Below are 26,140 nucleotides of genomic sequence, written 5' to 3' on the forward strand. Positions count from 1 at the left end.
TTGATAGTTATATTTACACATATAATTCGTGAAAATATTTTCTTAAATATAGTATTTGTTAGATGTTTTAAATATATTCTATTTTAATAAAATTTCTTTAAAAAATTCTGGTCTATGAAAAGATGGTTTATGATAATCTATATTTTCTAGGCAAGCATAATGAGGAATATCTGTCTTATCTCCACATTTATAAAAATTACATTTTATAATTTTGTCTTTATCAGTCTTAAATAAAGGAAAGTATTTTTTTATCAAATCAAAAGATATTACTAATTCTACATTCCAAGGTTTAAAATTATCAAATTCTAAAATATTGTCAATATTAACATCACTAGTTATATTAATATATTTTTTAATATCTTCTTTAGATAAAAATTCTCTTTCCCTAGAATTTTTACCTACTTGACTAAGTAATGTACATATAGCATTAACCTCAAAATTCAAATAATCATCACTATTTTTATAATCTGGATTTATAAAAAATTCAACACAACTATCTTGATAAACACTACTATTAATCTCTGTATTTTCAGCCCTAACTTTTTTTTCTGTCGCTGTAAATTTCACTCTCAAATCCTTTTCAGTATAAAACATTTTAACAACAGACTTTGGTTTATATCCCATTTTATCCCAAGGGAAATTTTTTAATTCATATCCTTCAACAAAATCCCATACATTTGAATTTAAATCTTTTAATAAAATTCGCTTTATAAAATCCATATAATCATCCTCCCCTAAAATCTCTACAGGAATATTATACTATAAACAATCTTTATTTTTATACTTTATATATAAATTATAGATTTTTATAAAAATATAATATATAATTTATATGCATATTTTTATAAAAGGAGAGATATTTAATGGCATGTGGATGTAATACTATTAAAGATAATGGTAGAAAAATTGTAGATTTAGTTAGAAGTAAAGGATTTGAAAATAATGCTCCTTTAGGAGATTTACAAATCGAATGTACATGCGGTGCTAATTTTAAAATGGAAACATTAGTATTTAAGTGCCCTAATTGTAATATGACATATGGAGTTACACCTTGTAGCTCAAGTAAAATTGAAAGTGTAGCTCAAGCAGGTATAGCTTATTAAAACTAGTCCCATAGGACTAGTTTTTTTATTTCAATTATGTAACCTTTAATCTAAACTTACATATTATATACTATAAAACAACAATAAAAAAAATAAGATAAGAGGGGTTATATTATGTATAATAAAAGTAACAAATGTAATTCAAAAAAATATTCAGAAAAGCGCCCAGAAAAATGTCAAGATCCTTGTAAAAACAGATATTTCAAATGTAGTCGTGAAATAAATACAAAGAGTGACGAATGTGAAAATAACTACTATGTAAGAAATAATTACCACAATCACACACATCATAAATATATCAATGACTTTTATTATGTAAACGACTTTTACTGCAATACAGAAGTAATTCATTGTGATAAAGAAGTTAAGCATAGAAGATTTGATAAGGGAACAAAAACTATAGTAGATCCTAAGTGTAAATGCCGTAAGCCAATGGATTGCTGCTTCGAAGAATGCTGTAAAGAAGATTTCTATGACTGCTTCGAAAAAGAAGACAAGAAAGAAGATAAGTGCTGGAAAAAAGACAAAGATGAAGACAAGTGTTGGAAAGAAGACAAAGATGAAGACAAGTGCTGGAAAGAAGACAAGAAAGAAGACAAATATTGCGATTGGGATTGGGACTGTGATTGTAAATAGTCATAATTTCTTTAAATAAATTTATTAAGAAAAGGTATGAAATTCATACCTTTTCTTAAATTAATTAATTTCTTTTTTTCTATTACCTCTAACAAAATATAAAACATATTCTTTTTCTAATTCAGTAAGATCACGATTTAATTTTGACTTACATTTTAATTCTGCTTCATCTAAATTAATTGAATTCTTCACTAGTTTACTTATACTAATTAAAGATTCAGAAAACTCATTAAACTCTTTATTATTATATAATTCATGATGTGAAGGTACATAATAATCTGCCTCATAATACTGCAATTCCTTTAATAAAGGTATTAAGAATTCTTTACTATAACTCCATTCTCCGTTATGCATATTTAGATATGTTGAATCACCTAAAAATACCACCTTTTCACTAGGAATATGAATAATTGAACAATCTTTTGAATGATCAGTTGGTATTCTTTCTAATTCAACTATTATTCCACCTAAATTAATTTTAAGGAATTCATCATATATAATATCTGCATTTATTATTTCAACTTCTCTATCATTATTAGGAAGTTCTATTTTTAAATTTTCTTCTGAAAATTTAATTTCTTTCCTTTCTTTAACTCTTTCAGAAATAGCCTCATCAGTCCAAGAATAACTTGACATTTCTTTTAAATTCTCATTAGTTATATCATTAACTATATTTATAAGATTCATAGTTTTAGCTCCAAATATATGATCCCAATGAGAATGAGTAATTGCTAAATATTTTAATGGAGGAATATTCATTTTTTCTACTTCAGATAAAAACTTCTCAGCATGATTTTTAGAATTTCCTGCATCAATAACTAAACAATAATCATCACCTATAACTAATCCAATTACTGGTCTATCACCTTTTTCCTCATAATCCATATAGTACACTCTATCTGTAATTTTTTTCAACATATAAATTCCTCCAAAAACAATTAATCAAAATATAATCTTAAGTATTATTTAAAATATTAATTATTACATTCTTATTATACTTTTTATTAAGAAGTAAAACAAATTTATATTCCTATTTAAATTTCTTTCTTTAAGTTTAGTGTTATTTTATATAAGTTTTGTAGTTTTAAATTTTTTATCATTTTAATCATCATTTACGAGTATTTTATTTAAGATGTAAATTAGATAAAAAAATATAGCTATAAAAATATAGCTATATTTTTTTATCTCCCAATATCTTTTCTATAATATTTCCCATAGAAATTAACTTCTTCAACTTTTAGATATGTTTTATTAATTGCCTCTTCTAATGTTTTAGCAATTTCAATAACTGATAAAACTCTTCCTCCTGAAGTAACTAATTTATTTTCCTTAAGCTCTCCTCCAGCAATGATAATATTATTTTTAACAGCTTTATCTATAAATATTTCAAATCCTTTTTCTATTTTCCCTGGATATCCTTTAGAAGCTAATACTACATTACAACAATACTCATCTTTCCATTTTAAATTAAAGTTCTTTAAATTCTTATCTATTGAATGATTTACAAGTTCAAGAAAATCACTATCCATAAGTTCCAAAACTGATTGAGTTTCAGGATCTCCCATCCTAACATTATATTCAAGAAGATATGTTCCTTTTTTAGTTATCATTATACCAAAGAATATTATACCCTTAAAATCAAGATTTTCTTCTCTTAATCCTAGTAATGTTGGATTCATAATTTCTGATTCAAATTCCTTTTTAACTTTATCAGTTACATAAGGATTTGGAGCTATAACTCCCATGCCACCTGTATTTGGTCCTTTTCCACCATCGAATATCTGTTTATGATCCTTTGCTGACACAAATGGTAATATAACCTCTCCATCTGTAATTGATAAAATTGATGCCTCTATACCTTCTAAAAATTCTTCTACTACGATTTTATTACCAGCACCTGTAAATATATCATCTATCATTATATCCTTAACAGCACTATTTGCTTCTTCTAAAGAATCACAAATATAAACTCCTTTTCCTGCTGCAAGACCATCGGCTTTAATTACAATTGGAAATTCCTGATTTTTAAGATATCTTAAAGCCTCATTAGCCTCTGTAAAAACTTCATACTTAGCTGTTTTTACATTATATTTTTTCATAAATTCTTTTGAAAAACTTTTACTCCCCTCTAACATAGCTGCTTTTTTAGAAGGTCCAAAAATTCTTAAATTTTCTTTATTAAATAAATCTACTATTCCATCTATAAGAGGCACTTCAGGACCTACAAATGTTAAAAATATTTTATTATCTTTAGCAAATTTAACTAATTCATTCATTCCTATAATATTTATATTTTCACATTTTTGTTCTAATGCTGTTCCCCCATTACCAGGAGCACAATATATTTTTTGTACCTTATTATTTTGAGCAAACTTTCTCGCTATAGCATGCTCTCTTCCACCTGATCCAATTAATAATATCTTCATAACTAAAACCTCTCTACACTTATATAATATGAAAAGAGGTACTAACTCCCTCTTTTCATTAAATAATTATAAATTATATACTAATGTTTAAAATGTCTTATACCAGTTATAACCATTGTCATCCCTAGTTTATTACAAGCTTCTATTGAATCCTTATCTCTAATTGATCCACCTGGTTGTATTATAGCCTTAATCCCATATTTATTTGCTTCCTTAACTGTATCATCAAATGGGAAGAATGCATCAGATGCTAGTACTGTAGCACCTTTACCTCTTTCTAAAGCTTCACAAGCAGCCCAAATTCTATTAACTTGTCCACCCCCTATACCAACTGCCATCTTATCCTTTGCAACTACAATTGCATTTGACTTAACATATTTAACTACTTTCATAGCAAAAATCATATTTTCTATTTCTTCTTCTGATGCCTTTCTTTCTGTAACAGTATCTAAACTTTCTATAAGTTTATTATCCTCATTTTGAACTAATATTCCACCATCAACAGATACTAAGAAATTCTTATCTACAGGTTTTCTATTGCATTTAATAACTCTTAAATTTTTCTTAGTTCTTAAAACTTCTAAAGCATCATCATCAAACTCTGGAGCTGCAACAACTTCTAAAAATATTTCTATCATTTTTTCAGCAGTCTCTTTATCAATTTTTCTATTTAGAGCAACTATCCCCCCAAAAATCGATACTGTATCACAATTATAAGCTCTTACATAAGCCTCTCTAACTGTATCAGCTACAGCAACTCCACAAGGTGTATTATGCTTCAAAGCACAACAAGCTATTTCATCAAACTCATTAACTACTTTCCATGCTATATCTAAATCTTTAATATTGTTATATGAAAGTTCTTTTCCATTTAATACTTCAAAATTATTCATGGCACCTTCAATTTCAGTAGATCCATAGTATACGGCTTTTTGATGTGGATTTTCTCCATATCTTAAACTTTGAAGTTTTTTATAAGAAACTGATAAATATTCTGGATATTCTTCATCTCCAAGTAAAAAGTTTGAAATTGCCGCATCATATGCACTCATTAAATTAAATACCTTACCAGCAAGTTTCTTTCTAAAATCAAATGAAACTTCTCCCTCTTTTATTTGATTTATTACTTCTTTATAATCCTTTATATCACTTACAACAACTACATCATTAAAATTCTTAGCTGCTGCCCTTAGCATTGTAGGACCACCAATATCTATAAATTCAACTTTTTCCTCAAATGATAAATCCTCTTTAAGCTTTTTAAAAAATGGATATAAATTAACAATAACCATATCTATAGTTTTGATATCTCTATTTTTAAGAGTATTCATATGATCTTCATTATCTCTTATAGCTAAGATACCTCCATGTATTATAGGATGAAGTGTCTTAACTCTTCCATCTAACATTTCATCTGACTTAGTTATTTCACTTATTTCCTTAACTTTTATATTATTACCTTTAAGATATTTATAAGTTCCTCCTGATGATATTATCTCTATATCCTTATCTATTAATGTTTTTGCTAATTCTAATATTCCCGTTTTATCATAAACACTTATTAAAGCTCTCTTTATCATTCCTTACCTCCTAAGATATTACTTATACCATTGACTACTTCCAATCTATTTTCACTTATTATTTTTAGTACTTCTGGAAGAAGTTTATGTTCTTCTACTAAAATTCTTTTTTGTAATTCTTCTGCTGTATCTTCAAAATTGACAGGTACAACTGCTTGTTTTATTATAGCCCCACCATCTATTTCTTCATTTACAAAATGAACTGTACATCCTGAAAACTTAACCCCTTTTTTAATTGCAGCTTTATGCACATTAATACCATACATTCCACTACCACAAAAACTAGGAATAAGTGATGGATGTATATTTATTATTTTATCTTTAAATTTATCTATAAGTTCTTGAGATATAATTGATAAATATCCAGCAAGAACAATATAATCAACATTTCCCTCTAATATTCTTAATATCTTAGAACTTAACTCCTGTTTATATATTTTTCTATCTAATATTAATGTATCTAAACCCCTTTTTTTAGCTTTTTCTATTCCTAAAGCTTCTCTATCACTTATTACTTTAACTATCTCAATTTCACTTAACGTACCATCATCTATTCTATTAATTATAGATTCTAAATTACTTCCACTACCTGATATCAAAACTGCTATTCTAAGCAAATTTTTTCACCTCCAGAAGTAACATATCCTATTACAGTAGCCTCTTCTCCACATTCTTTTAGTATATTAAGAGCTCTCTCTTTATCTTCTTCTGCAACACATACAACAAATCCAATCCCCATATTGAATGTATTGTACATATGATTCTTATCAACACCTTTTTCTATAACTCTTTCAAATATTTTAGGTAATTTATATGAATCTTTCTTTATTACAGCAGTAAGATTTTCTTTTCCAAACATTCTTGGAATATTTTCTATAAATCCACCACCTGTTATATGAGCCATTCCCTTAATCTCTATTTTATCTAAAAGAGTTAAAATAGGTTTTACATATATCTTTGTTGGCTTTAATAAAGTTTTCCAAACTTCCTCACCATTAAAATCTTCATTTATATCTAGAAATACCTTTCTTATTAAAGAATATCCATTTGAATGTATTCCTGAAGAAGAAATACCTATTAAGATATTTCCTTCCTCAATCTTTTTACCATCAATAATTTTATCTTTATCAACAACCCCTACAGCAAAACCTGCCATATCATATTCACCATCTGAATAAAATCCAGGCATTTCAGCTGTTTCTCCACCAACTAAGGAACATCCGCTTTCAATACATCCATCTGAGATTCCTTTAACTAAACTAGCTGAAACATTTGCATCTAATTTACCACAAGCTATATAATCTAAGAAAAATAAAGGTTTTGCACCATGACATAAAATATCATTAACACACATTGCTACACAGTCAATTCCAACAGTATCATATTTTTTAGTCTTAAATGCTATTTCAAGTTTTGTTCCTACTCCATCAGTTCCTGATACTAAAACTGGCTTTTTATAACCTTCTGGTAATTCCACAAATGCTCCAAAACTTCCAAGTCCACTTAAAACATATTCACTTAAAGTTTTTTTAGCATAATCTTTTATAAGAGAAACTGATTTATATCCCTCTTCTATATCTACTCCTGATTCCTTATAAGTTAGCATAATTTAAACCCCTCTTTTTCTACTAATATATACATTCTTCTTCATATTCTATAGGTGTTGATACTGGATAAACTCCGCTTAAACATCCTAAACAGAATCCTCTTTCCTCAGATCCCCCTAAACTTTCTAATAAATTCTCTATACTTAAATATTCTAGTGAATCTACTCCTATCATATCTCTTATTTCTTCTAATGAATTATTAGCTCCAATAAGATCTTTTCTATATGGTGTATCTATTCCAAAATAACAAGGATATTTAACTACTGGAGAAGCAACTCTAAAGTGAACTTCTGTAGCTCCAGCTTTTCTTAAAGATTCAACTAAATGTTTAGATGTTGTTCCTCTTACAATAGAATCATCTATAAGAATTACTCTCTTTCCTTCTACATTTGGCTTTAAAGGATTTAACTTAACTGATACAGCTTTTTCTCTCATTTCTTGTTTTGGAGCAATAAATGTTCTACCAACATATTTATTTTTAACAAATCCAATATCATAAGGTATTCCTGAAGCTTTTGAATATCCTACTGCTGAAGATACACCTGAATCTGGTACACCTATTACAACATCTGCATCAATAGGATTCTGCTTATAAAGCATTGCTCCAGCATTAACTCTAGCTTTATGAACATTTACTCCATCTATAGTACTATCTGGTCTAGCAAAATAAATATATTCAAAAGCACATGTTTCACATTTAGTTTTTTCAGAATATGTTATACTTTCTAACCCATTTTCAGATATTACAACCATTTCTCCAGCTCTTACATCTCTAATAAATTCTGCTCCAATTGCATCTAATGCACAACTTTCTGAGCAAATTATATAATTATCATTAATCTTTCCTATACAAAGAGGTCTAATTCCATGTGGATCTCTTACACCTATTAATTTATCTTTAGTTGATATTACTAATGCAAATGATCCTCTAACTGCTTGTACTGTACTATAAATAGCTTTTACTATACCTTTTTTTGCACTTCTTGCTATAAGACTCATTAAAATTTCTGTATCACTATTTGTATGGAATACATATCCTGAATCTTCTAATAACTCTCTTATAACACCTGCATTAACTAAGCTACCATTATTAGCTATAGATATAGTCCCTAATTTTGTTGAACTTACAAGTGGTTGAGCACTTTCAATTGTAGGTTCTTTTTCAGATGAATATTTTACATGACCAACAGCTATATAACCTTCTAATTTACTTAAGTCCCCCTCTTTAAAAGTATCTGTTAAAAGTCCAAGTCCTTTTTGAATACTTATTTCTTCTCCATTTGAAGTTGCAATTCCTGCACTTTCTTGTCCTCTATGCTGAAGCGCATATAACGCATAATAAGCATAACTAGCAACATCTATATCTTTATTTTTAGAAAAAATTCCAAATACCCCACATTCATCTTGTAACTTATCATTTATAGTATCATACATAAATTAACATCCCCTTTTATAAAAAATTAACTACTACTTACTAATTCTATTTAAAATTTCTGTATAAGCTCCTTGTATATCACCTAAATCTCTTCTAAATCTATCTTTATCTAATTTTTCATTAGTTGTAGCATCCCAAAATCTGCATGTGTCAGGAGATATTTCATCTGCAAGAACTACTCTACCATCCTTAGTTCTTCCAAATTCAATTTTAAAATCTATTAACTTTACATTCTTTTCAACAAAAAATTGCTTTAAAAGCTCATTTATCTTAGCTGTCATACTATAAATTTGATCAAGTTCTTCAAAAGTTGTTGCTCCTATTCCTACAGCATGATAATCATTTATTAAAGGATCTCCTAATTCATCGTCTTTATATGAAAGTTCAAATACAGTTGTTTTTAACTCAAATCCTTCTTTTAAACCTAATCTTTTAGCCATACTTCCAGCCGCAACATTTCTAACTATAACTTCTAATGGAATAATCTCTACCTTTTCGCATAATTGCTCTCTATCATTTAATTTTTCTATAAAGTGTGTTTTTACACCATTTTCTTTTAACATATCAAAAATTACTGTTGTTATAGAATTATTAAGAACACCTTTATTTCCTATTTCAGCTTTCTTTTCTCCATTAAACGCTGTTGCATCATCTTTATAATATATAACTACCTTATCTTCACTATCTGTTCTATATATCTTCTTTGCTTTTCCTTCATATAATAACTCTCTTTTTTCCATTATAATTCTATCCCTTCACCATTATCTTTTATAAATTTTTCTTTCATTTCTTTTCTATATAAATTAAGTCTTTCTTTTATATCTTCGTATTTTATTGAAAGCATTTGAATAGCTAACATTCCAGCATTATAACTATTATTTATACCAACTGTAGCAACTGGTATAGACTTAGGCATTTGAACTATAGAATATAAAGAATCTAATCCATTTATAGCTCCATTTATAGGTACTCCTATTACAGGTAAAGTTGTTTGTGAAGCTATAACCCCTGGAAGATGTGCTGCAAGTCCTGCTCCAGCAATAATTACTTCACACCCTTGTCCTTCTATATCCTTTATAGTTTCAACTAATTTTTCAGGAACTCTATGAGCTGATAAGATAAAAGCTTTATACTCTATTTCAAACTCCTTTAATGCATTAGCTGCACCCTTCATAATTTCTGTATCTGATTTACTTCCGAAAAATATTGCAACCTTCATAAATACCCTCCTTAAATTCTCTTATTTTTTATATTAAAATTAAAATCTACTTAAAATAATTAACACCAGCTTCAAAGATCTTCTGATCAAATTTTCCTGGAATATTTTTATATAAATCTTCACCTATTCTTTCTGAATGTCCCATTTTTCCAAGAACTCTTCCATCTACACTTGTTATTCCTTCTATCGCTAAAATTGAACCATTTGGATTAAATGGCATATTCATTGTGGCCTTACCTTCTAAATCAACATATTGAGTTGCTACTTGTCCATTTTTTATCATTGTTTCTAATACTTCTTTTGAAGCTACAAATCTTCCTTCACCATGTGATATAGGTATTTGATGTATATTTCCAGTATTTACATTTGCAAACCATGGTGATAAATTTGAGCTTATTCTTGTATTTATTATAGAACTCATATGTCTTCCTATATTGTTATAAGTTAAAGTTGGCATTTCCTCATTAATATCTATAATCTTTCCATAAGGTACAAGTCCTAATTTAATAAGTGCTTGGAAGCCATTACAAATCCCTAAAATAAGCCCTTCTCTATTTTCTAATAAATCAGTTACAGCATTCTTTATTTTTTCATTTCTAAATACAGTAGCTATAAATTTAGCTGAACCATCTGGTTCATCTCCTGCTGAAAATCCACCTGGAATCATTATTATTTGAGATTTTCTTATTTCTTTTTCTAATTCATCTATTGATTCTTCTAAAGCTTCTTTCGTCATATTTCTAAAAATTAATTCCTTGACCTCAGCTCCAGCTCTTTCAAATGCCTTCTTACTATCATACTCACAGTTAGTTCCTGGGAATGTAGGTATTATAACTCTTGGCTTTTCAACTTTATAACTAGCTTTTTTAACTCTATTATCTCTAAATTCAATATTTTTAACATCAAGATTTACATCTTCTGTTTTTACTCTGAAAACACTACGTAGTTTTTCTTCTAATGACTCTATAAGCTCATCTATCTCAAATTTTTCTTCAAATATTTTTATGATATTTTCATCTGTTGTCTCACCTATAACTTTATAATTAAGTCCATCTAACATAGATGTATCAAAATCATTTCTAACTTCTAAAATTACTGATCCATAGTTTGATTCAAATAATTCATTAACTTCTAAACTATTATTTAATTTAAATCCTATCTTATTTCCAATAGCCATTTTTATTATAGCTTCACAAATACCAGCAAATTTAACTGAATTCATTGATAGAATCATATTTTGTTTATTTAATTTATAGATCATATTCATATTCTTTTTAAATTCTTCTATATTTAATAACTCTTCATCATTTCTATTAGTTTTTAAATAAATAAGCTTTGAATTTCTTTCTTTTAATTCTGAAGAAACAACATTTTTATTTTTTTCAACCGCTACAGCAAATGAAACAAGTGTTGGAGGAACATCTATTTCACCAAAACTTCCTGACATTGAATCCTTTCCACCTACAGCTGGAAGATTTAAATCTATTTGGGCTCTAAAAGCTCCTAAAAGTGCTGCAAATGGTTTTCCCCATCTTTCTTTATCTGTTCCAAGCTTTTCAAAATATTCTTGTAGTGTTAATCTAACTTTATTAAAGTCTCCACCCATACTTACTATCTTTGTTACAGATTCTATAATGCTGTAGTAAGCTCCATGAAATGGACTCCATGTTGATAAATATGGATTAAAGCCTGATGACATAAGAGTACAGTCTTTACTATATCCATCTAAAACTGGTATTTTACAAGCCATACCTTCTGCTGGAGTAAGTTGATACTTTCCACCAAGCGGCATTAATATTGATCCTGTTCCTATAGTTCCATCGAATCTTTCTACTAACCCCTTTTGTAAACTAACATTTATATCTTTTATAGTATTTATTACTTCTTTTCTTATGTTTTTAATATTTTTCTTTTTAAAATAATTTTCCTCTTCTTTAGGTTCTACAACTTTAACCTGTGTAACTTGTTTAGCTCCATTAGTATTTAAAAATTCTCTTTTTAACTTAACTATTGTTTCTCCATTCCAGCTCATACTCATATATCCTGTATCTGTAACCTTAGCAACAACAGTAGCTTCTAAATTCTCTTTTTCAGCTAACTCTTTAAATTTTTCTATGTCTTTTTCTCTAACAACAACAGCCATTCTTTCTTGTGATTCTGATATAGCAAGTTCTGTTCCATCAAGGCCTGCATACTTTTTAGGAATTAAATCTAAGTTTATATCTAAGGAATCACAAAGTTCTCCAATAGCAACTGACACTCCACCTGCCCCAAAATCATTACATCTTTTTATAAGAGTTGTAACTTCTTTATTTCTAAATAATCTTTGGATCTTTCTTTCTGTTGGAGCATTACCTTTTTGCACTTCTGCCCCACATAATTCTATAGATTCAGTATTATGCTCTTTAGATGATCCTGTTGCTCCTCCACAACCGTCTCTACCAGTTTTTCCACCAAGAAGTATAATTACATCTCCTACAATTGGTGTTTCTCTAATTACATTTTCTTTTGGAGCTGCTCCTATAACTGCTCCTACTTCCATTCTTTTTGCCATATATCCACTATGGTATATTTCTCTAACTTCACCTGTTGCAAGTCCAATTTGATTTCCATACGAACTATATCCATGTGCTGCCCCAAGTGTTATAGTTCTTTGTGGTAATTTACCTTCTATAGTATCTGATATAGGAACTGTTGGATCTGCACTTCCTGTTATTCTCATAGCTTGATATACATATGTTCTACCTGAAAGAGGATCTCTTATTGCTCCCCCTAAACATGTTGCAGCTCCTCCAAAAGGTTCTATCTCCGTTGGATGATTATGTGTTTCATTTTTAAACATAACTAAATAATCTTCAAATCCATTACCTGTTTCTATTTTTACATTTATTGAGCAAGCATTTATCTCTTCAGATACATCTAAATCATCTAAGATTCCTCTTTTTCTCATTTCCTTCATAGATATAACTGCTATATCCATAAGTGTTATATCACGCTCTTTATCTTCATAAACAAACTTTCTGCTTTCCTTATATCTTTTTAAAGTTTTAACTAATTCTTTTGTATATACTCCTTCTTCTATTTCAATATTTTCTATTGAAGTTTGGAAAGTAGTATGTCTACAATGATCTGACCAATAAGTATCTATTACTTTTATCTCTGTTATTGTAGGATTTCTTTCCTCTGATTTAAAATAATCTCTTACAAGCTTTAGGTCATCTAAACTCATAGCTAAAGAATTTCTTTTATGAAAATCTTTTAGATTCTCTAAATCATAATCCATAAAGCCTTCTAAAATTTCTACCTTCTCTGGAATTGAATATTTTAAATCAAATTCTTTACTTAAAGGGGCAACTTCCTTAGAATCAACAAAATTTATATAATAATTTTTTATGCTATTTATTTCTTCTTTGTTTAAGTTACCCCTTAATATAATGATTTTAGAAGTCTTAGTTTCAATTCTTCTACCTTCATTTAATATAGCAAAACATTCACTAGCAGCATCAGCTCTTTGATCGTATTGACCTGGTAAATATTCTACACCAAAAGCTATTTCTTTATCTGAGATAACAAACTTTTCTTTATAAATCTTATCAATAGGTGGCTCACTAATAATCCCTTCTATTCCATTTAAGTCTTTACCCTTAAATGTATATTTATTTAAAACTCTTACATTTTCTAAGCTTTCCACTCCTAAATTTTTTCTAAAATCATCTAATAAATTTTGGGCTTCTATATCAAACCCTCTCTTTTTTTCTACAAAAAACACACTTATCATACAAACCCTCCACATAACGAACTTTATAAAAGAACCAGAACTTATTATTCGTATTATGAATATAGATTACCATTTAAAGGTTAAAAAGTCAAACATTTTATATAAAAAAACAGCTTATAATTCGTAAATCGAATTATAAGCTATAAATTATTCTCTTATATATACCTTTTCAACATAACTATTTGATATAATTGGTGACATTTCTAACTTAAACTTATCATCTTTGTCGAATGATGTAAAATCTATTATTGTAACATTCATATTAGGTTTTCCTAATACGCTAACAGGATTCCCATCCTTAAAGACGATAGGTCTTTCTTTAAATGATCTTACAAATGCTCTAACAACATCATATACAATGTTTTTATGTATTTCTCTTGTAACTCCAAGACCTTGAACATTTCCTACTGGTAATATTCCAACTGTCATATCTTTATTAGCCTTATAATTTGCTCCATATCCAACAGTTTCTCCAACCTTTACCTCACATACTGATACTGCTTTTGCATAATAATCAAATATTTTCTTAATTCCTTTTCCAGCTCCTATATATCCATATAGTAAATTACCAGCTCTAACAGCTGTAGTAAAATTAGCTGCTGAATTTAATTTATCATTTATTATTCCACTAGATGCTAAACAATGTATATATTCTATTTCATTTTTATATTTTTCTACTGTTGATCTAAACAATTCTATTTGTTTTAATGTATATGCTTCATCTGCTGCTTTATGTAAATGAGTATAAATTCCTTCTATTTTTATATTAGGATAATTTTCCTTTATAAGCTTTACAAATCCATCTAATTCATTTGGCTTTATTCCCATTCTATTCATGCCTGTATCTACATATATATGTACTCTATATTTATCATATTTTGAAACTGAATTTAATATTTCTTTATTGTCTATAGATAATATTAAATTTTTTCTATTATTTTTAAAGCAGTCTTCTTGACATAACGGTGATAAAATTAAAACATCTTTATCATTTGTTACTTTATTTGCCTCTTCAATATCAGCAACTGCTATTATATCTACTTTATCCTCTATGGCTTTACTTATTCCTTCTATTCCCAATCCATAGGCATCACCTTTAACAACACCTATAATTTTTTTACCAGAGGTAAGAGATTTTATTACTTTTATGTTATTCTCTAATTTATTTAAATAAACCTCACACCAAAATTTCATTGTCTATTTCCTTTCAAACCGAATCTTCTTTAATGTTTTTTAATCGTATTATAACATATAAGAAAAATAAATTCATCGTTCAAAAATAGTTAACATATTTAATATAATAAAAATAGGTTGTCTTAATTAAAAGACAGCCTATAAAATCTATATTTTATTTAATTATTTATTATTTCCTTTTAAAATTTCAGCAATAGCAGAAATACTTCCTAAAGATGATAAAGTTTCATTTGGTAAAATTAACTTATTCGCTGGATTATTAGCCATTTCTTTAAGAGCTTCTACTTGTTTTAAAGCTATTACAGTTTCATTTGTTCCAGATTTAATTATAGATTGGTTTACTATTTCTATAGCCTTCGCCTCTGCTTGTGATATAGCCGCTATCGCCTTAGCCTTACCCTCTGCTTCTAATAATTGAGATTCCCTTAAACCTTCAGCTCTTCTTATATTTGCTTCCTTTTCAGCCTCAGCTCTTAAAATCTTAGATTGTTTTTCCCCCTCAGCCTTAGCAATCTCACTTTGTTTCATCCCCTCTGCTTGAAGAACAAGAGCTCTTTTATCTCTTTCAGCTTTCATTTGCTTTTCCATAGCATCTTGTATTTCTCTTGGTGGCATAATATTTTTTATTTCAACTGAAAGTATCTTTATACCATAAGCATCTGTAATTTCATCTATTATTTTTAATAGCTCTAGGTTTATTGTATCTCTACCTGATAATACTTCATCTAAACTCATATTACCAACTATATTTCTCATATTAGTAATTGTAGAATAAACTATTCCTGACTTATAATCTTCTATATTATAAACTGCATCTTTAGCATTTAAAACCTTATAGAATATTACATTATCAATTTGTATATTTACATTATCCTTTGTAATAACAGTCTGTGGTTGTATATCTAAAATCTGTTGTTTTGTAGAAATTTTCTTTCTAACAAAATCAACAAAAGGTATAACCATATGCCACCCTGGTTGTAATATTTTATTAAATTGCCCAAACCTTTCTAAAATATAAACATGTCCAGTATTAACAATCTTAATACTAGAAGCTAAAATAATTAATACTAAAATAACTAAAACAGAAATTACTATAATAGATACCATAATTGTCCCCCTTATTTCTTAAATTCTTTTTATTATAATTTTATTTCCTTCTATTGAAATTATCTTTACCTTTTCACCTTTTTTAATCCTTTCTTCACTCTTAAATGTCCAATATACTCCATCTAATTTTAATTTACCTTCCTTAGCAATATCTTCTTCTAAGATAATTTCTTTTCCTATATAAGATTCTTCCCTAGTTTTAGTTTCTACTTTGTTCATATCTAAATGCTTTCTTATAATAGGATATATCAAAAATATAAACATAACTCCAACTAAACCAAAAATAATTATTTGACTTATTACACTAGTGTTTATCATCGCTAATATTAAAGCTACTAAAGCTCCTATTGAAAATCCTGAAAATAAGAAATCTGAAGTAACAAGATCTATCATAATTGCTAGTACTATAACTGCTAACCATAACCACTCCATTTAATCACCTCATTCCATTTTATTCACCATCTACTCTATACAGTTCCAAAATTATATATTTAATATATGTATATTTTCTCATATAAATTTAAGTACATTTTTATAAAAATAAATTTCAACTTAAAATAAGTACTATTTTTTATTTATATATATCTACTATCATACCTTGTATCTCATCAACTGTTGCAGCTATATTAAGAGTTTCCTTTTCCTGATTAAGTAATTCTTGTGTAAGCTGCTCAAGTTTACTATCTACCATCTCAACAGTTATAAAATATTGAGTTTGCCAAAAACTAATATCTTTTTTAACTTTATACATATGTTCTAAAACATTTTCTAAATATTCTTTTATCATTTTTTTATATGCTTTAACATCTGCATATGATTTAGTAATAATAAGTCTATTACCTTTTGATTTAATACTATTCATCATCTTTTTAAGTTCTTCACTAGATTTTTTATCATTAGCATGATTAAAACTTTGAGAGAAATCTTTCTTTATTAAAGTTTTATTTTCATTTTTATTACTTATAATACTTGGTATATTTCTATTCCTAATTTCCATAATTCTCCTCCTTTTACTCTATTATATATCTAATTAAAATTTATTGATAATAAAAATACGTTAATTAATATTTAAATTTCTATAAAAATTAAAGGAGTTATCCTTTTAGATAACTCCTTATAATATTATTAATTATTTTAATCTAGTTCCCTCTTTATTTTGTTCTATTAATCCCTTTTTCATTAAACCACCAAGTGCCATTTTAAAATAATTTTTAGAACAATTAAATTGTTTTCTTATATCTTCTGAAGCACTTTTATCATTAAAGTTCATTTCTCCATTGTTCTTTTTTAAATAGTCTAAAATACTTTCTTCTAATTTTGATTTTTCATCTAATTTCTTCTCTCTAAGAGTTAAAGAAACCATTCCATCTTCATAGATTTTATTAATTTTACCTTTAATAACATCTCCTGGCTTAATATCTGTAAAATATTCCTTTGTTAATACAGCTGCTTTATAAAGCTTATCTACAGCAACACTAAGTGAACCATTTGTTTGATATCCATAAACTATTCCTGTAACCTCAGTCCAAAGCTCTGGTTCTTCCATATAATCAAGATATCTATCAACATCAGTAGTTGCAGCTAATCTTCCTGTTTTATCTATGTATATGTATACTAAATAAGATTTTCCTTCTTCCATCTTATAAAGTTGTTCTTTATGTGGTACTAATATATCTCTTTCTAATCCAAAATCAACAAATGCACCTATGTCATTAACAGTTTTTACTTCTAAAACAGCTAAATCACCCACAACAGCAAAAGGCTTCTTTTGAGTAGCTATAATTCTATCCCATGAATCTCTATATACAAATACTTCTACCTCATCACCAATTTCTAATCCTTCATCTACTGTACTACCATTTGGTAAAAGTATATCATCTGAAGTTCTTTTACCCTCTACATCTAAATAATATCCAAAATCAGCCTTTCTCGCAATTTTAAATTTATTATAGTCTCCTATTTTAATCATCTTTTTCCTCCTATATTACAAACAAAATATATTCTAGTTATAAGCTTAAACTATATTGAATAAAATTAAAATATATTCTTTAACTAAAATACTTTTGAATTTAATGCTCACATAAGTTTCTTAATAATATTACCCTTATTTGCTATAAATGTAAAGCTAGTGTATATATTTAAAAATCGCATTATTATTTAAAGCAGGTGATTTTTTGAGCAAAAAAAAATATGTATTAAATACTAATCAAGTAGATATTAATAAATTATCTTTTTTTTATGGAATACCACATTCCCATACAAATTTATCTAGTAACGAAGCTTCTCCAATGGATTATTTAGAGATGGCTTATAAAAATGACTTAGATTTTATAATCCTTACAGAGCATAATAATCAACTTTCAAAATCATTTAACAGCAAAAATTCAAACTGGCAACATTTAATTAAGCTAATTCATAAATTTAATAAACGAAGCAATAATTTTTTAGCTATTCCAGGCTTTGAAGTTAATAGTACTTCCTTTGGTCATTTTAATATAATAAATCCTAAAAATTATTTTATAGGTGATGTGGACAATATAACTGCATTAGTTATATGGACATTAAAAGATTCACATACATTAATTTCTCTAAACCATCCAACTAAATCTATAGAAAACCTAGAATATAATTCATTCTTTAATTCATGTATAACAAGTATTGAATTAGCTAATGGGACTTATAATAAAAAATATAATAAATATGATAAAATTTATTACAATCTTTTAGATAGAGGTTGGAAGCTTAGTGCAATAAATGGACAAGATGATAATAAAATAAATATAGGAAAAGAAGAAAATTTAACTTGTGTTATCTGCAACGCACTTACTAGAGATAATATTATTTACGCATTAAGAAACCATCATTCTTTTTCAACAGAATCTAAAAGTTTAAAACTTTATTTCACTATTAATTCAAGTTTTATGGGCTCTACTATATCATGCAATCCAAATGATGAATTAAAATTTTTTATAAATGCAGAAGATTCCCATAGAAAAATCTCTAAAATTCATATAATAAGTAATACTAAAAAACTAGTTAAAGAAATTGCCAATATAGATCTTCATAATGTTAAATTTATATATCAACAAAAAGCTAATGAAGATGAAACTTGGTATGTTATAAAAGTTATTTTATCTGATAAACGTGAAGCTATAAGCTCTCCTATATTTATAAATTTTGATTCTGCTTAAGTATTATAAATATATAAAGGCTAAACTCATCTGAGTTTAGCCTTTAATTCATTAATCTCTTTATCCTTCTCTTCAATTATCTTTTTATACATTTTCTCATTATCTAACCACTCTTTATTTAGATTATTTATAAGAGATGCCATTTCATCAGCACTTCCTATTATTCTATTAAAAAGTAGTAGATTAGATTTTAATATCTCTGGTATTTCATCATGTGAATATCTAAGTCTATGGTCTATTTCACCATATCCTTCCTCAAATATAGTTCTAACCTGTATCTCAGCTATAACTCTTTGATTTGTAGGATAAAATTCTACTAAATAATGAACTGATCTATATCCTGATTGTCTTGATCTTACTTCTATATCTAACTCTTCGAATCTTTTTGTATTATCTCCATCCCTAACATTAGCAGTTATTTCAATGACTTTCCAAGTTTTTTTTATGAACTTATGAATCTCTTCCCATTGATCCTTAAATATATGTATTACCCTTATTCCTATTAAATCATTAATCTCATTTTTATAATTATCTACTGTAAATTCAAAATTTTGTCCATATTTTTCTCTTCTATCTTTAGTCTTTCTAATTATCTTCTCAATAAGGCCATAATTATCCTTAATTCTTGATTTAACACTATGGACTTCAGAATTATATCTTAAGATATTAGCTATAAAATCTGCTTGTGTTTCATAAGAACTTTTATATTTTATATAATCCATATAGATTTGTTCTAATTTATAGATATCTATGTTATCATCTTGAATATTTTTTTCTAAATTAGGATACTTATCTAAAAATTTTTCTATGTTAAAATACTCTTTCATAAATCTCTCCTACAATCTAAATTCATATATATTATAGCATTAAAATATATTTTAAAAAATAATTGTATAAGATATAATAAAAAGTAGCTTCTAAAAAAATTAGAAACTACTTTAATTTATTTTTCAGTTTTATTCTTAACTCTATTAGGTTTTGCCTTAGGTTTTATAACTATCTTCTTTTGAGCTTTCTTTATTCTTGGATTTCCACTTCTACTAACGTCTAAGAACCAGAATAAGAAAATAGCAGCAATTCCTGTTATTAATACTTTAGTTATCTCTATAGTTGAACCTGTACCTGGGATAATAAATGAAATGATAAAAATTATTACAGCAATAGCTAGTAATATCCACTTATTAACAGCTACTTTACTAAATACATATCTACTTAATAATGAATAACCAACAAATATTAAAATAGCAAGTCCAACTGTCATTAAGACAGTGTACAATATGTTTAACAAAATTTCCCCTCCTATACAATATAAACTTATAAATATAATATTAGATTAAAATATAATTATTTTCAAGATAAAAATTTATCAACATATTTTTATGTAATTAAAAGGAAATTTTTTATGTATTTTATCAAATTTATAGATTTTTTTTTGCTTTCTGTAAATTTTACTTTAAAAATGACAAAAAATTTGATAGAATAGTAACAGCGAGAAAAATATTATAAATACGAGGTGGTTTTGTGTCTTTATCAAACTCAATGCATTTAGACGAATTAGATTTACAAATTTTAGATATACTGATTAAAGATTGCAGAACTCCATATCTTGAGATAGCAAGAATATGCCATGTTTCTGGTGGTACTATTCATGTTAGAATGAAGAAAATGGAGGATTTAGGCATAATAAAGGGAACTAGAATATTATTAAATCTTTCAAAATTAGGTTATGATGTAACTTGTTTTGTAGGCATCTACGTTGATTGTACATCATCTTACAATGAAATCTTTGATAAATTATCATCAATAAAGGAGATAGTAGAACTTCACTTAATAACTGGAGCTTATACTATATTCGCAAAATTAGTATGTAAAAGTATTTCAGATTTACAAGACATACTATTAAATAAAGTAAATATAATAGATGGTATAAGTAGAACAGATACATTTATATCCTTATCACAACCAGTTGATAGAAATATACAACTTTAATTTTAACTAAAATATAACACTAAAAAGAGAGATATTTAAAATATCTCTCTTTCTTATCCTATAAAATAAAAAAGCATCTTGTTTATTAAAACAAGATGCTTTTTTCTCTATTATAAGCCTTTTATTACATCAAATAATTCTAAAGCTGCTTTTCTTGGCCCTTCTTTTTCCATACCTTCTATAGCTAAACAAGTATTAATTTCTCCTACTTTTACCCCAAGATTAAACATTCCCTTAAAATATTTTTCTAATAAAATATCACATTCTTCACTCTTTTGAGCTGGTCCAAATGGATTTGCAAAATAAGATTCAACAAGACCTTTTTCTGTTGTTGTTCCTTTTGCAACTCTTGCACCTTTTCTAAATGTAGTTACAGCTTCTTCTATATTATCAAAATATTTAATTGACTTTAAGCCCTCTTTAACTTCTGTATAATTGTTAGCATATAAGAATAAATCTACCTTATATCCTTTCATTATTTCATTATATCTTGCAACTGGCATAACAAGTCTAGCATTTGTTTTATCAGGATTCATAAATATACTTCTATCCATTTCTTTAAATGCATATCCCGGATCTAAATCATCTAATCTTACAAAAGCACCTATTTCTGTTCCATAACCATATATCCCGCCATTTTCTAATTTTATAGTTCCCATATCATCAAAGATTATAGTCATATCACTTATATATTCTTCACTTAAAGTTCTAAATGCTTCTAAGCTTTCTGATTTACCTGCTCCACTATCCCCCATTATGATAACATTCGCTTCTTTTCCTGATTTAAGATGTATATTAACCATAGCTCCATGTATTGGTAAATTACCTCTTTTAATCATTATAAGATTGTGTAGTGTTAAAATCATTTTCTTCATATATCCGAAATAATCTACTTCATCACTATAATTTATATATCCAACCATTATATCATTTTTCTTATCATCATAGAATTCAGTTCTTACTTCATCTCCGTATTTATCACCATATACATAAATAATATCTGGCTTTTTCCCTTTATAATCAGCTGGCTTTGCTGTTTCAAATAAATTACATAAAGTTATTCCATGTGACATAAAATCTCTATGGAAATAAATATATGCTAATAATTCCCCAACTTTAATAGGATAACAGAACCAGTGAGATTTATTTATGCTCATTGTTTTAATTGGATTTTCAAATGTTTCAGTAAACATACCATCTCTAGTATTTTTCTTAGGATATGTTATAAATGGGCTTTGAAGTGCTATAGAATCTATAAAACTTATATATTCTAATACTTCATATCCTGATGGTACTGGCCATAAAATATTATTAAGTAATAAGCAAGCATTTCCTCCTGCTGGAACTTGTCTAAAAACATTTTGAGTTTCATTTAAAAGATTTTTTGTAACTCTTCTATAAAATCTTAAAATTAATCTTGAAAATTCCTCATTTGCTTCTGTAAAGCTAACTGCAGCTATTCCTGACTTAATTCTATTATTATGAATAATAGTATATCTTTCAAGCTTTCTCCAATATGAATATATATCTTCTATAACTGATAAGAGATTTTCTTCTCTCTCTAAAAGAGTTTCAAACTTTGAATTAAATGCTATAACCTCTTTAGTTTTCATCATTGATAAAAGCTTAAATGCATCTATAAGAGATTTTCTAATTAATTTAATATCATCTGTATCAAACGACTTTATTAAAAATCTAAAGTTGTTACTTTTTTTAGCTTTAGCCTTAGTTAAATAAGATTCTACTATTCTTACAAACCCCTTGCTATCCATAATTGATTCAAAACTATCACAATACTTCGCTGTAAAATTTATTGTTACCTTTTCATTACTTAGTGAAAATTCTTTTCTCATAATAACCCCCCTCTAAATTCACAAACATTTTTATATTATTTTTTATTTTCATTCTTCTTTGTTAAATATATTATATCACTATATTGCAATTCTTCAAATCTTTTTTTTCATTTTACTAAAAAAAAATAAGTTATTTTTATATAAAACAACATTTTTTTATAAATTTTGATATTTTAAAACCACAAATATTTCATCATCCAATTAATGGTTTATTATATTTTTATTTTAATTGTATGTCTTTTTAATTACTTTCTTATAAAAGAAATATATAATTAAATTTATTATAAAAAATCTAATAAAAAAAAGACATTTTAAAACAAAATGTCTTTTTTTAAACTTAATATACCTATTCACTTCTCATTTTATCTAAATTATCTTTTATTTGATCATGAATAAATTTAGATAATTCTTTTTGTTCTTCTTTAGTTAAATTATCTGTATAAATTGGTTTTCCATATTTAACTTTTATAGTTGCTTTTTCAAACTTACTATTAAGCTCAAAAGCTTTATAGCTACCATCTATTGTTACAGGAACTATTGGAACTTTTGCTCTTATTGCTAACTTTAAACTTCCAGCTTTAAATTCTTGAATATTACCATCTTTTGCTCTTGTCCCCTCTGGATATATGGCCATTGATTTACCACTCTTTAATATTTCAACCGCTTCTTTAACAACTCTAACAGCATCTCTGGGATCTTCTCTATCTAAAGCAACACTATTGCATATTTTTATCCACTTACCTATTATAGGAACACTTAATAGTTCTTTTTTAGCTACAAAACCTACTACTCTATTAGCTCCTAGCAAAAGTGCTGGTATATCTAACATACTTTGATGATTTCCTACAAATAAACAAGCTTCATCTGGTATATTTTCTATTCCTTCATACCTTAAATCTGCTTCTATTATCTTAAAAGTAAATCTAGCCCACTTTAAAATTGAATTATATTTAAACTCTTCTAGAGCTTCATCTCCCCTTTTCTTTATTATAGGAATGAATAAAGCTTCTATATACCATCTAACCATATAAATACCATACATGATCATAAGCATTATGTATTTAATCTTTTTGTACATCCTATCCATAATTATCTCCTAATTCTTCAATTTACATATATTATACTTTATCAAAGCCTTAAAATTCAATAATTTAATACTTTACTATAATTTACCATAATATTAAAATAAAAATATAGGAGGGATTATTATATTAAAGAAAAGAAAATTTATAATTATATTATTAGCAATTCCATTTTTAATTTTTATATCCTGTAATAACTCTAAAGCTAATAATGATTTAATGTTTGTTCACTTTATTGATATTGGTCAAGGAGACTCAACTCTTATAAATGTAAATAATAAAAATGTCCTAATAGATTCTGGACCCAATTCAGCAGAAAGTGATTTAATATCTTATCTAAAAAAGAATAAAATCAAAAAATTAGACTACCTTATAACTACTCATCCTCATGAAGATCATATAGGTAATATTGATAGTATTCTAAAAACTTTTAAAGTTGAAAATTTTTTAGCACCTAAAACAATATATGATTCTAAAGATTTTAAAAATATGATTGTAGCCTTAAAAGAAAAGAACATGAACATAGACATTCTAAGTAATAACTCATCTAAAATAAATCTTGGAGAAAATATTAAAGTAGATATTTTTTCATCTAAATCTAATAATCATGAAAATATAAACAATTATTCTCCTCTAATAAAAATAAGCTTTATTAATACTTCTTTTCTTTTTACAGGAGATGCAGAGGAAGAACTAGAACAAGAACTTTTAGATAACAATATTGATAGTGATGTTTTAAAAGTAGGACATCATGGTAGCTCCACTTCTTCAAGTGAAAGTTTTCTTTCTAAAGTATCACCTAATATCTCAGTTATTTCCTGTGGTATTAACAATAAATTTAATCACCCTACTAAAGAAACCTTAGATAAACTTAAAAGTATAGAAAGTACAATTTATAGAACTGATGAAGATGGAACTATAGTTTTAGTTAGTAACGGCTATAAAATAATAAAAAAATAAGCACTACCTCATCATTAGTGCTTATTTTCTAATTTCTTTATCTTTTCCTCTACTTCTTCTACAATTAATTCACTAGAATCCTCGGTTGTTTCTAGCTGCTTATTATTCAGTTCTTCCTCAGCTTCTATTTCAATTATACTATTCCATTCTACTAAAATATGAAAAAGATTAACAACGTCTTGTTCATTATAAATTAATATCTTTTCAATCTTTTCCTTTGGCATTCTTTTAAAATAGTCTTTATCCTTTAAAACTTTATGAAAAGTCTTTGCAAGATTTGAACCTGATATAAGTTCACCTTCTCTTACAATACCAAATTTCTTTTCAAGAGCTTTAAGTCCAATCCCCCTTTTAAAAGTATTTTCATAAATTTTTTGTATATCTACAGAAGTAAAGTAATCATTAAAATTAAAATTAATACCATATTTTTCAAAAAGAAAATTAATTACTGTAAAATCATTGTTGCCTGAAAAAGTAACTATATATTTCTTTTTCTTATTTACACAAACATCAATAAAATATCTTTTAGCTAAATACAAGATATCTTTTGATTCTGATTTATTTTCTATCATATACTGTGTAACTTTTATTTTATTGCTATCCTCATCATAATAACAGGCACCAAAAACCCCTATACACTTTGGTTTCTTATAAACATAATGTTCTAAATCAAAATAAACTGAGTGTTTATATATTTCTTTATGCTTGCCAAATGTTATAGCAAGTTCATCAGTAAACTCACCAACCTCGACATCTCTTTCTCTTATAATCACCTTATCACTCTTTTCTAACTTTTAAATAAAAAAATTCATAATCTATTATAACATTATATTCTTTAATAGTCGCCTTTAATTTTTATAATAAAATTTTAAATGTAAAGCTAGCTATACTTATTATTAACAATTTATTTACTAAATTTAAATTTTATTTAATATTTTTGTTTCTTTTCAAACTCTAATTTGACATTTATTTAACTAGAT

At 26.8% G+C, this 26,140-nt stretch carries 25 protein-coding genes; 5 read left to right on the plus strand and 20 right to left on the minus strand.

Going from position 1 to position 26,140, the window contains the following annotated elements; translation table 11 throughout:
* Positions 1 to 78: 78 nt before the first annotated feature.
* Positions 79 to 720: a carbohydrate-binding family 9-like protein gene (locus BN8917_RS09430; protein ID WP_066873787.1), complete on the minus strand. Its 642-nt coding sequence runs from the start codon at positions 718 to 720 to the stop codon at positions 79 to 81.
* Positions 721 to 863: 143 nt separating this feature from the next.
* Here BN8917_RS09430 and BN8917_RS09435 point away from each other — a divergent pair, with 143 nt between their 5' ends.
* Complete coding sequence (locus BN8917_RS09435) at positions 864 to 1,103, plus strand: hypothetical protein (RefSeq protein WP_066873790.1); 240 nt, start codon at positions 864 to 866, stop codon at positions 1,101 to 1,103.
* Positions 1,104 to 1,535: 432 nt separating this feature from the next.
* Positions 1,536 to 1,739, plus strand: coding sequence for a hypothetical protein (locus BN8917_RS14370; RefSeq protein ID WP_207644767.1), 204 nt, complete (start codon positions 1,536 to 1,538; stop codon positions 1,737 to 1,739).
* A gap of 60 nt (positions 1,740 to 1,799) precedes the next feature.
* Here BN8917_RS14370 and BN8917_RS09445 read toward each other — a convergent pair whose 3' ends face one another.
* The 14 genes from BN8917_RS09445 to BN8917_RS09510 form a co-directional block, all read right to left on the minus strand.
* A complete protein-coding gene (locus BN8917_RS09445; RefSeq protein WP_066873794.1) occupies positions 1,800 to 2,657 on the minus strand; it encodes an MBL fold metallo-hydrolase in 858 nt (285 codons plus the stop codon).
* A gap of 263 nt (positions 2,658 to 2,920) precedes the next feature.
* Positions 2,921 to 4,165, minus strand: a complete 1,245-nt coding sequence (gene purD / locus BN8917_RS09450; RefSeq protein ID WP_066873797.1) for a phosphoribosylamine--glycine ligase — start codon at positions 4,163 to 4,165, stop codon at positions 2,921 to 2,923.
* 80 nt (positions 4,166 to 4,245) lie between these two features.
* Positions 4,246 to 5,745 (minus strand): bifunctional phosphoribosylaminoimidazolecarboxamide formyltransferase/IMP cyclohydrolase, encoded by a 1,500-nt coding sequence (purH, locus tag BN8917_RS09455; RefSeq protein ID WP_066873799.1) that lies wholly within the window; start codon positions 5,743 to 5,745, stop codon positions 4,246 to 4,248.
* Positions 5,742 to 6,362 (minus strand): phosphoribosylglycinamide formyltransferase, encoded by a 621-nt coding sequence (purN, locus tag BN8917_RS09460; protein ID WP_066873801.1) that lies wholly within the window; start codon positions 6,360 to 6,362, stop codon positions 5,742 to 5,744. Before purN ends, purH begins: the two co-directional genes overlap by 4 nt.
* Positions 6,350 to 7,351, minus strand: coding sequence for a phosphoribosylformylglycinamidine cyclo-ligase (purM, locus tag BN8917_RS09465; RefSeq protein WP_066873802.1), 1,002 nt, complete (start codon positions 7,349 to 7,351; stop codon positions 6,350 to 6,352). Before purM ends, purN begins: the two co-directional genes overlap by 13 nt.
* 22 nt (positions 7,352 to 7,373) lie before the next feature.
* A complete protein-coding gene (gene purF / locus BN8917_RS09470; protein WP_066873804.1) occupies positions 7,374 to 8,786 on the minus strand; it encodes an amidophosphoribosyltransferase in 1,413 nt (470 codons plus the stop codon).
* Positions 8,787 to 8,819: 33 nt separating this feature from the next.
* Entirely contained in the window at positions 8,820 to 9,527 is a 708-nt protein-coding gene (gene purC, locus BN8917_RS09475; protein WP_066873806.1) for a phosphoribosylaminoimidazolesuccinocarboxamide synthase, read from the minus strand.
* A complete protein-coding gene (gene purE, locus BN8917_RS09480) occupies positions 9,527 to 10,006 on the minus strand; it encodes a 5-(carboxyamino)imidazole ribonucleotide mutase (RefSeq protein WP_066873808.1) in 480 nt (159 codons plus the stop codon). Before purE ends, purC begins: the two co-directional genes overlap by 1 nt.
* Before the next feature lie 46 nt (positions 10,007 to 10,052).
* The gene (locus BN8917_RS09485) at positions 10,053 to 13,784 is read right to left on the minus strand and encodes a phosphoribosylformylglycinamidine synthase (protein WP_066873810.1); all 3,732 of its coding nucleotides are present in this window, start codon (positions 13,782 to 13,784) and stop codon (positions 10,053 to 10,055) included.
* Between the two features lie 147 nt (positions 13,785 to 13,931).
* Complete coding sequence (locus tag BN8917_RS09490) at positions 13,932 to 14,978, minus strand: alanine racemase (RefSeq protein WP_066873812.1); 1,047 nt, start codon at positions 14,976 to 14,978, stop codon at positions 13,932 to 13,934.
* Between the two features lie 162 nt (positions 14,979 to 15,140).
* On the minus strand, positions 15,141 to 16,085 hold the full coding sequence (locus BN8917_RS09495) for an SPFH domain-containing protein (RefSeq protein WP_066873814.1): 945 nt from the start codon (positions 16,083 to 16,085) through the stop codon (positions 15,141 to 15,143).
* Positions 16,086 to 16,103: 18 nt separating this feature from the next.
* A complete protein-coding gene (locus BN8917_RS09500) occupies positions 16,104 to 16,517 on the minus strand; it encodes an NfeD family protein (protein WP_066873816.1) in 414 nt (137 codons plus the stop codon).
* Positions 16,518 to 16,656: 139 nt separating this feature from the next.
* Entirely contained in the window at positions 16,657 to 17,082 is a 426-nt protein-coding gene (locus BN8917_RS09505) for a YaaR family protein (RefSeq protein WP_066873817.1), read from the minus strand.
* 132 nt (positions 17,083 to 17,214) lie between these two features.
* Positions 17,215 to 18,054, minus strand: coding sequence for a CvfB family protein (locus BN8917_RS09510; protein ID WP_066873819.1), 840 nt, complete (start codon positions 18,052 to 18,054; stop codon positions 17,215 to 17,217).
* 205 nt (positions 18,055 to 18,259) lie between these two features.
* Between BN8917_RS09510 and BN8917_RS09515 the strand changes: the two genes are divergently transcribed.
* Entirely contained in the window at positions 18,260 to 19,276 is a 1,017-nt protein-coding gene (locus tag BN8917_RS09515; RefSeq protein ID WP_066873821.1) for a CehA/McbA family metallohydrolase, read from the plus strand.
* Positions 19,277 to 19,302: 26 nt separating this feature from the next.
* Here the strand turns inward: BN8917_RS09515 and BN8917_RS09520 are convergent, their stop codons facing one another.
* Positions 19,303 to 20,103, minus strand: a complete 801-nt coding sequence (locus BN8917_RS09520; RefSeq protein ID WP_066873823.1) for a RelA/SpoT domain-containing protein — start codon at positions 20,101 to 20,103, stop codon at positions 19,303 to 19,305.
* Positions 20,104 to 20,219: 116 nt separating this feature from the next.
* Positions 20,220 to 20,564, minus strand: coding sequence for a hypothetical protein (locus BN8917_RS09525; RefSeq protein ID WP_235829995.1), 345 nt, complete (start codon positions 20,562 to 20,564; stop codon positions 20,220 to 20,222).
* A 251-nt stretch (positions 20,565 to 20,815) separates the two neighbouring features.
* Here BN8917_RS09525 and BN8917_RS09530 point away from each other — a divergent pair, with 251 nt between their 5' ends.
* Positions 20,816 to 21,265, plus strand: coding sequence for an Lrp/AsnC ligand binding domain-containing protein (locus BN8917_RS09530; protein WP_096030736.1), 450 nt, complete (start codon positions 20,816 to 20,818; stop codon positions 21,263 to 21,265).
* A gap of 110 nt (positions 21,266 to 21,375) precedes the next feature.
* Here BN8917_RS09530 and BN8917_RS09535 read toward each other — a convergent pair whose 3' ends face one another.
* Together BN8917_RS09535 and BN8917_RS09540 are read right to left on the minus strand one after the other, a co-directional pair.
* Positions 21,376 to 23,118 (minus strand): phosphoenolpyruvate carboxykinase, encoded by a 1,743-nt coding sequence (locus BN8917_RS09535; protein WP_066873829.1) that lies wholly within the window; start codon positions 23,116 to 23,118, stop codon positions 21,376 to 21,378.
* A 346-nt stretch (positions 23,119 to 23,464) separates the two neighbouring features.
* A complete protein-coding gene (locus tag BN8917_RS09540; RefSeq protein WP_084748570.1) occupies positions 23,465 to 24,205 on the minus strand; it encodes a lysophospholipid acyltransferase family protein in 741 nt (246 codons plus the stop codon).
* A gap of 115 nt (positions 24,206 to 24,320) precedes the next feature.
* Here BN8917_RS09540 and BN8917_RS09545 point away from each other — a divergent pair, with 115 nt between their 5' ends.
* Positions 24,321 to 25,160: a ComEC/Rec2 family competence protein gene (locus tag BN8917_RS09545; RefSeq protein ID WP_066873830.1), complete on the plus strand. Its 840-nt coding sequence runs from the start codon at positions 24,321 to 24,323 to the stop codon at positions 25,158 to 25,160.
* Positions 25,161 to 25,174: 14 nt separating this feature from the next.
* On the opposite strand, the gene BN8917_RS09550 is transcribed toward BN8917_RS09545, so the two are convergent.
* On the minus strand, positions 25,175 to 25,933 hold the full coding sequence (locus BN8917_RS09550) for a ribonuclease H-like domain-containing protein (RefSeq protein ID WP_066873833.1): 759 nt from the start codon (positions 25,931 to 25,933) through the stop codon (positions 25,175 to 25,177).
* Positions 25,934 to 26,140 lie beyond the last annotated feature (207 nt).

It is taken from the genome of Clostridium mediterraneense (genome assembly GCF_900091705.1).
In the GTDB taxonomy this organism is placed as follows: Bacteria; Bacillota; Clostridia; order Clostridiales; family Clostridiaceae; genus Sarcina; species Sarcina mediterraneense.